General features: G+C 64.6%; 7 protein-coding genes. 2 read left to right on the top strand and 5 right to left on the bottom strand.

All coding sequences use genetic code 11. From position 1 onward, the window contains the following. Positions 1–48 precede the first annotated feature (48 nt). On the top strand, positions 49–819 hold the full coding sequence (locus G6034_RS10990; protein ID WP_176635151.1) for a DUF4191 domain-containing protein: 771 nt from the start codon (positions 49–51) through the stop codon (positions 817–819). Positions 820–953: 134 nt separating this feature from the next. On the opposite strand, the gene G6034_RS10985 is transcribed toward G6034_RS10990, so the two are convergent. Beyond that, positions 954–1391 (bottom strand): RDD family protein, encoded by a 438-nt coding sequence (locus tag G6034_RS10985; RefSeq protein ID WP_176635150.1) that lies wholly within the window; start codon positions 1389–1391, stop codon positions 954–956. Between the two features lie 185 nt (positions 1392–1576). Here G6034_RS10985 and glnA point away from each other — a divergent pair, with 185 nt between their 5' ends. Next, a complete protein-coding gene (gene glnA, locus G6034_RS10980; RefSeq protein ID WP_176635149.1) occupies positions 1577–3001 on the top strand; it encodes a type I glutamate--ammonia ligase in 1425 nt (474 codons plus the stop codon). A gap of 372 nt (positions 3002–3373) precedes the next feature. Here the strand turns inward: glnA and G6034_RS10975 are convergent, their stop codons facing one another. From G6034_RS10975 to G6034_RS10960, 4 genes are all read right to left on the bottom strand, one after another. Then, positions 3374–3553 (bottom strand): hypothetical protein, encoded by a 180-nt coding sequence (locus G6034_RS10975; protein ID WP_176635148.1) that lies wholly within the window; start codon positions 3551–3553, stop codon positions 3374–3376. An 87-nt stretch (positions 3554–3640) separates the two neighbouring features. Then, positions 3641–4552: a glutaminase gene (locus G6034_RS10970; protein WP_176635147.1), complete on the bottom strand. Its 912-nt coding sequence runs from the start codon at positions 4550–4552 to the stop codon at positions 3641–3643. An 88-nt stretch (positions 4553–4640) separates the two neighbouring features. Continuing rightward, positions 4641–5393, bottom strand: a complete 753-nt coding sequence (locus G6034_RS10965) for an amino acid ABC transporter ATP-binding protein (RefSeq protein ID WP_176635146.1) — start codon at positions 5391–5393, stop codon at positions 4641–4643. After that, entirely contained in the window at positions 5390–6910 is a 1521-nt protein-coding gene (locus G6034_RS10960; protein ID WP_343038018.1) for an amino acid ABC transporter substrate-binding protein/permease, read from the bottom strand. The genes G6034_RS10965 and G6034_RS10960 overlap by 4 nt, the downstream gene beginning before the upstream one ends. Between the last annotated feature and the right edge of the window lie 81 nt (positions 6911–6991).

The raw sequence follows: 6991 nt of genomic DNA, 5'->3' as shown, positions 1-6991 counted from the left end.
GTTTCCCCGCGCACAGCCACCCCCGACACCCGCTAGAATTGACGTACTATGGCCAAATCCACTGACTCAGCACCCTCCGCCTCCGACAAGCCGAAGCGCTCACTCTTCAGCCGCGCACCGAAGGACGGTGCGAAGAAGAAGGACAAGAAGCCCGGCCGCCTCAAGCAGATGGTGGACATCTTCAAGATGACCCGCCGCCATGACCCCATGGTCACCTGGATCATGCTTGGCGCCTTCTTCGGGCTGATCCTCGTCTCCCTGCTGGTGTCGCTGCTGATTCCCCCGCATTCGTGGATCAACGGCCTGCTGATAGGCATTCCGCTGGGCCTGCTGGCGGCGCTGCTGCTGATGTCCCGCCGCGCCGAGCGTGCCGCCTACGCCCAGATTGAAGGCAAGCCCGGAGCCGCCGGAGCTGCCCTGAGTTCGCTGAAGAAGGGCTGGATCGTTGAGGAGCAGCCTGCCGCGGTGAACCCGCGCACCCAGGACGTGGTGTTCCGCGCCATCGGCAAGGCGGGCATCGTCCTGGTCACCGAAGGCCCCTCCACGCGCATCAAGGGCCTGGTGGACGCCGAACGACGCCGCCTGGGCAGGATCCTGCCCAACGTGGCCATCACTGTCATTGAGACCGGCAAGGACGAGGGCCAGGTCCCGATCGCCAAGCTGACCAAGAAGATGAACAAGCTCAAGGGCGAGCTGACCAAGGTCGAGGTGGCCGCCGTCAACAAGCGCATCAGCTCCATGGGCAACAAGCTGCCCATCCCGAAGGGCATCGACCCCTACAAGGCGCGCCCGGACCGCAAGGCTGCACGCGGGCGCTAGCTCCGCCCGCCAGGAAGGCCCCGTTCCCCTGTCCGCCCGGACAGGAAAACGGGGCCTTCCTGCATTTCACCGGCTGGGACGCAGCGGGGCGAAACCGCAGCCCTGTCGGCCCGCAACGGCACGGGTGGCCTGCCCTACCGCCGGACCAGGACCGTCTTCATGGCACGGTCGTGCAGCCCGCGCTGGTCGGCATCGACGATGACGGCCGGAATGAGCAGGCACAGGAGCACGGCGCGGACCACGCCGGCGAGCAGGCCGGCAGGGGCGCCGTCGAGCTTCCGGACCTGGATGCGCATGATCCGGTGGCCCACGCTGTAGCCAAGGGTGCCCACGAGCACCATCTGCTCCACGGCAAAAATGCCCAGGATGGCGGTGGAGTTGGTGTGGAAAAATGCTGCCGCAATCAGGTAGCACAGGCCCCAGTCAATACAGATCGCAACGATCCGCCGCCCTGCGCGGGCCATGGAACCGCGCCCGGATTCCGGCAACCCCAACCGTTCGCCCGGGTATTTGGATATATTGGAAGTGTCAGGCCCACTGAGCCAGGAACCGATGTCTTTACGATCTACCACCCCTCCAGCCTACCGGTGGCGGGCCACAGCGCACCCACCGGGTCGCCGGCAAGGAGGGGTTGTAACGTGCCGGAAACATTTCTGACACCCTTGAGTAATGGCATCGACATAGTCTTTTCCCAGTTGCGTCAAGCACCCAAGGCCGAACCCAATCGGCTGTGAATCCAGAACGCCAAGGAGCGTAGATGTTCAAGAACGCTGAAGAAGTCCTGCAGTTCATCAAGGACGAAGATGTGAAATTCATCGACATCCGATTCACCGACCTGCCCGGTGTCCAGCAGCACTTCAATGTGCCGGCAAAGACGGTGGACCTCGATTTCTTTGTCCACGGCCAGCTGTTCGACGGCTCCTCCATCCGCGGGTTTCAAGGCATCGCCGAGTCCGACATGCAGCTCATCCCGGACCCCACGACCGCCTTCGTGGACACGTTCCGCATGGAGAAGACCCTTGCCCTGAACTTCTCCATCGTCAACCCGCGCACGGGCGACCCGTACCACCGCGACCCCCGCGGCGTGGCTGAGAAGGCCGAGGCATACCTGGCCTCCACCGGCATTGCCGACACCGCCTTCTTCGGCGCCGAGGCCGAATTCTTCGTCTTCGACAACGTCCAGTACGAATCCTCACCGAAGGGCTCGTTCTACAAGGTCGACTCCGAGGAAGCCAACTGGAACACGGGCCGGCCGGAAGAGGGCGGCAACCTCGGCTACAAGACCCCCATCAAGGGCGGCTACTTCCCCGTTGCCCCCATTGACCACCAGGCCGACCTCCGCGACGCCATGTGCATCGAACTGGATGCGGCCGGCCTCGCCGTCGAGCGTTCCCACCACGAAGTGGGCGCCCCCGGACAGGCCGAGATCAACTACACGTTCAACACGCTGGTGCACTCGGCCGACGACCTCCAGAAGTTCAAGTACGTCGTCAAGAACACTGCGTGGGCCTGGGGCAAGTCCGTGACCTTCATGCCCAAGCCCGTCTTTGGCGACAACGGCTCCGGCATGCACTGCCACCAGTCGCTGTGGAGCAACGGCTCGCCGCTGTTTTACGACGAGAAGGGTTATGCCGGCCTCTCCGACCTGGCCCGCTGGTACATTGGCGGCCTGCTCAAGCACTCCTCCGCCGTGCTCGCGTTTACGAATCCGACGGTGAACTCCTACCGCCGCCTGGTCAAGGGCTTCGAGGCCCCGGTCAACATGGTGTACTCGCAGGGCAACCGCTCCGCGGGCATCCGCATCCCGATCACCGGCTCCAACCCGAAGGCCAAGCGCCTCGAGTTCCGCGCTCCGGACCCCTCCTCCAACCCGTACCTGGCATTCTCCGCCCAGCTGATGGCCGGCCTTGACGGCATCAAGAACCGGATCGAGCCCCCGGCCCCCATCGACAAGGACCTCTACGAGCTGCCGCCGGAGGAAGCCAAGGACATCCCCAAGGCACCGGAATCGCTCGACGAGGCGCTGATCGCCCTGGAGAACGACAACGAATTCCTGCAGGCCGGTGGCGTGTTCACCCAGGACCTGATTGACACCTGGATCGAATACAAGCGCGAATACGAGATCAAGCCGCTGCAGCTGCGCCCGAACCCGTACGAGTTCGAGCTCTACTACGGCTGCTAGGCCCCACCGGCCGGCCCCCGGGCGCGTGGGCCCACCTTCGGCCTAAATTTGCGGGAACTGTTCACGGACGACGCCGGCACTTGAGTGAGTTTTTCAACTCGCCCAAGTGCCGGCGTCGGTCGTTTGGGCCCTACCGCTTGCCGTACTTTTTGTGGACGGCCTGCTTGCTGACGCCCAGGCAGAGCGCGATTGCCTCCCAGGACAGGCCAGCAGACCGCGCCCTGGCCACCATCTCCGACTCCGTGCGTGCCAGTTCCCTGCGGGCCGCGGTCCACAAAGCCTGCCCTGAGGCAGGCGGTCAGCCCACACTGATTGCGCTCGTTGACGCCCAGCACCACGCCCCTGGCCGGCAGCGCCAGGGCCTGCGCCACTTCACCGGCCAGCCCGACGGCGGCCACCGTTGCGCGGGTGCCGTAGCCCCGGCCGCCCCACGAACGCCTCCTGCCCGGGCGCCAGTTCCAGGGAGGAAATCCCCGCCCGCAGCCGCTCCAGTTCCGGCCCTGCTGCTGACTTCAACGGGGCCAGGGTCACGCCGGGTGAGGAAACAGCCATGTCAAAATCCTAACGGGCGCGGGGCCAGCCGGGTTTCGACAAGCTCAACCACCGGGACCAGCTCAACCACCGGGGCGATCGGCCGCGTCAGAAGATGGACCAGCCGGTGCGGGTCGTGAAGGCGTCGAGGGCGGCAATGCCGGCCACGGAGTTGCCGTTCGGTCCCAGCGCCGGTCCCCAGACGGTGACGGCGCAGCGTCCAGGGACAATGGCCACGATGCCTCCGCCGACGCCGCTCTTTCCGGGCAGGCCCACGCGGTAGGCAAATTCGCCGGCCGCGTCATAGGTTCCGCACGTGAGCATGACGGCGTTGATGCGCTTGCTCTGGTTGGGGCTGAGGAACGGCGTGCCGCCCGCGGAGACGCCATGCCGGGCCAGGAAACGGGAGGCCGCGGCCAGGTCCTCGCAGGACATCCTCAACGAGCATTGCTTGAAGTAGTTCTCCAGGACCAGCTCCACTGGATTTTCCAGGTTGCCGTAGCTGGCCAGGAGGTGCGCCATGGCGTAGTTCCGGTGACCGTGCTGGGCCTCGGACGCGGCAACTTCGTCGTCGAAGTCAATGGCCGGGTTGCCGGACTCCTTGCGCAGGAGCCCGCGGACGGAGCCGGCGGCGTCGCCCGTCAGGGTCAGGAGCCGATCCGTCACCACCAGCGCGCCTGCGTTGATGAACGGGTTTCGGGGGATTCCGTTGTCCGCCTCGAGCTGCAGCATCGAGTTGAAGGGCGTGCCGGACGGTTCCCGGAACACCCGCTTCCAGATGGAGTCGTAGTCGTAGGACATGACCAGCGCGAGCGAGAACACCTTGGAAATGCTTTGGATGGAGAACGGGTCCTGCCACTGCCCGGCGCCGCAGACGGGGCCGTCGGACATTGCCACGCACATGCCGAAGTTGCCGGCCGGCACCTGGCCCAGGCTGGGGATGTACGACGCCACTGCGCCCTCGCCCAGCATCGGCTGGACCTCGTGGACGATCTCGTCCACAACGGCCTGCAATTCCATGGGCTGCCCGCTTTCACTGTTGCGCCGCCGTCGGTCGTCGTCGGAGGCATGGTCATGGGGCGGCCGGCCGCCCACCACGGTGTTCCTGTTAGAGGACCTTGGCCAGGAAGTCCTGGAGGCGCGGCTGCTCGGCGTGGGAGAAGATCGCCTCGGGGGCGCCCTCCTCGCAAATGACGCCGGCATCCATGAAGATGACGCGGTCGGCCACTTCCCGGGCAAAGCCCATCTCGTGCGTGACCACCACCATCGTCATGCCGTCGGCCGCGAGGTCCCGGATCACCTGGAGCACCTCGCCCACCATTTCCGGGTCGAGGGCACTCGTGGCCTCGTCAAAGAGCATGATGCCGGGGTTCATGGCCAGGGCACGGGCAATGGCGACGCGCTGCTTCTGGCCGCCGGAGAGCGACGCCGGTCGGGCGTCGGCCTTTTCGGCGAGCCCCACGCGCTCCAGCAGTTCCATTCCCTTGGCTCGGGCGGCGGCCTTGTCCATTTTCTTCAGCTCAACCGGTGCGAGCATGATGTTTTGGATGGCGCTCATGTGGGGGAAAAGGTTGAAGTGCTGGAACACCATGCCAATGTGCTGGCGGACCGCGTTCAGGTCCACCTTCGGGTCTGTGAGGTCGAACCCGTCCACCGACACGGTGCCCGCCGTGATGTCCTCCAACTTGTTCAGGCAGCGCAGGAAGGTGGACTTGCCGGATCCGGAAGGGCCGATCACGCAGACCACCTCGCCCTCGGCCACGTCCACGTTGATGCCTTTGAGGACCTCATTGGCGCCGAAGGACTTTTTCAGGTTCCGGACGCTGATTTTTGACGTCGCGCCGCTTGCGGTGGTGCTCATTTGTTGAACTTCCTGTCCAGGACGTTGGAAAGCTGGGTCAAGATGAAGATCACGATGAAGTACAGGGCCGCCACGATGATCAACGTTTCACCGGTCCGGAAGTTGGAAGCGTAAATTTGCTGGCCCTGGTAGGTCAGTTCCGCGAAGCCGATGACGGCCAGCAGGGACGTGTCCTTCAAAGTGATGACGAACTGGTTGATGAACGACGGCGTCATGATCTTGATGGCCTGCGGCACCACCACCCGTCGCATGGAGGTGACGTAGCTCAAGCCCAGGCTGCGGCTGGCCTCCAGCTGGCCGGGGTCCACGGACTGGATGCCGCCGCGGACAATCTCCGTCATGTAGGCACCGGCATTCAGGCTCAGCGTGATGACACCGGCCGTGAGCACGTCAAGGGGCTGGCCCGTGAGCTGGGGCAGGCCGAAGTAGAAGAAGAACGCCTGCACCAGCAGCGGGGTTCCCCGGAAGATCTCCACATATATGTTGGCCAGAATGCGCAGGATCCTGCTTTCGCCCACCTTGAAAAAGCCGAAGAGGACTCCGAGCACCAGCGCGATGACCAGCGACAGTGCCGTGGCCAGCAGCGTCATCCCGAGGCCCTTCATGAGCGCGGGGAAGCTGTTGACCAGCAGGTCGAAGAAGCTGGTCTTCTGGGCCGTCGCCGGCGCCGCCAGGTACTTGTCGAGGATCTTTTGGTATTCGCCGCTGGCCTTCAGGTTGGACAAACCCTTGTCGAAAGCGGCGAGGAGATCCGCATTCTGGCCCTTGTTTACGGCGAAGCCATAGGAGCTTCCCCGTTCCTTGGGGGTGACAATCTTCAGCCCGTTGTTTTGGCTGACGCCGTAGGCAAGTACAGGGTAGTCGTCGAACACTGCGACGGAATTGCCCGCCTTGACGTCGTCATACATGGTGGCGGAATCGGCCAGGGCCTTGACGGTGAAGCCGTACTTGGCCTTGATGGAATTGGCAAAGGTTTCGCCCTCACTGCCCCTCTTGACGGCCACGGTCTTGCCCTTGAGGTCGGCGTAGGTCTTGACGGTGTCGTCGTTTTTGGCCACCGCCATTTGCACGCCGGAATCGAAGTACGGCTCGGAGAAGTCAAAGATGAGCTTGCGTTTGTCGGTGATGGACATGCCGGCAATGACGCCCTGGACCTGGTTTGACTGCAGCGCCTGCAGTGCGGCATCGAAGCCGAGCGACTTGATGTCGACCTTGAAGCCCTGGTTGTCAGCAATGGCCCGAAGGAGGTCCATGTCGATGCCGACCAGGTCGCCGCTGCCGTTGCGGAACTCAAATGGCGCGAACGTGGTGTCAGTGGCGATGGCAAAGGTCTTGCCTTGGACATCCGCGGCCGCCGCCGGGGCCGCCGCGGGCATCATCGGTGCCGCGGCGGGCGCAGGGGCGGGGAGCACGGAGGCGGAAGCCGAGGCAATGCCCAGGGACAGGGCCAGCACGGCGAGCATGGCGCCGAGGGCAGCCCGTCCACGTCCGGTGGTGGTCAACCGGTAGTTGTTCAAGATCCTAGGACCATCCTTCGTTGTGTTGGCGCGTGTGGAGTGTGCCGCGGCCGCGGGGTGCGCCCGACGGCGGGCGCGGAA

Source organism: Arthrobacter wenxiniae, assembly GCF_013376105.1.
Lineage (GTDB): Bacteria > Actinomycetota > Actinomycetes > Actinomycetales > Micrococcaceae > Specibacter > Specibacter wenxiniae.
This window is presented reverse-complemented; position numbering and strand designations above follow the sequence as displayed.

Bases quoted from the DNA above. Each gene is read 5' to 3' on its own strand.
- G6034_RS10970 (WP_176635147.1), bottom strand. From the start codon at position 4,552: ATGGAATTGCAGGCCGTTGTGGACGAGATCGTCCACGAGGTCCAGCCG.
- G6034_RS10965 (WP_176635146.1), bottom strand. From the start codon at position 5,393: ATGAGCACCACCGCAAGCGGCGCGACGTCAAAAATCAGCGTCCGGAAC.
- glnA (WP_176635149.1), top strand. From the start codon at position 1,577: ATGTTCAAGAACGCTGAAGAAGTCCTGCAGTTCATCAAGGACGAAGAT.
- G6034_RS10990 (WP_176635151.1), top strand. From the start codon at position 49: ATGGCCAAATCCACTGACTCAGCACCCTCCGCCTCCGACAAGCCGAAG.
- G6034_RS10975 (WP_176635148.1), bottom strand. From the start codon at position 3,553: ATGGCTGTTTCCTCACCCGGCGTGACCCTGGCCCCGTTGAAGTCAGCA.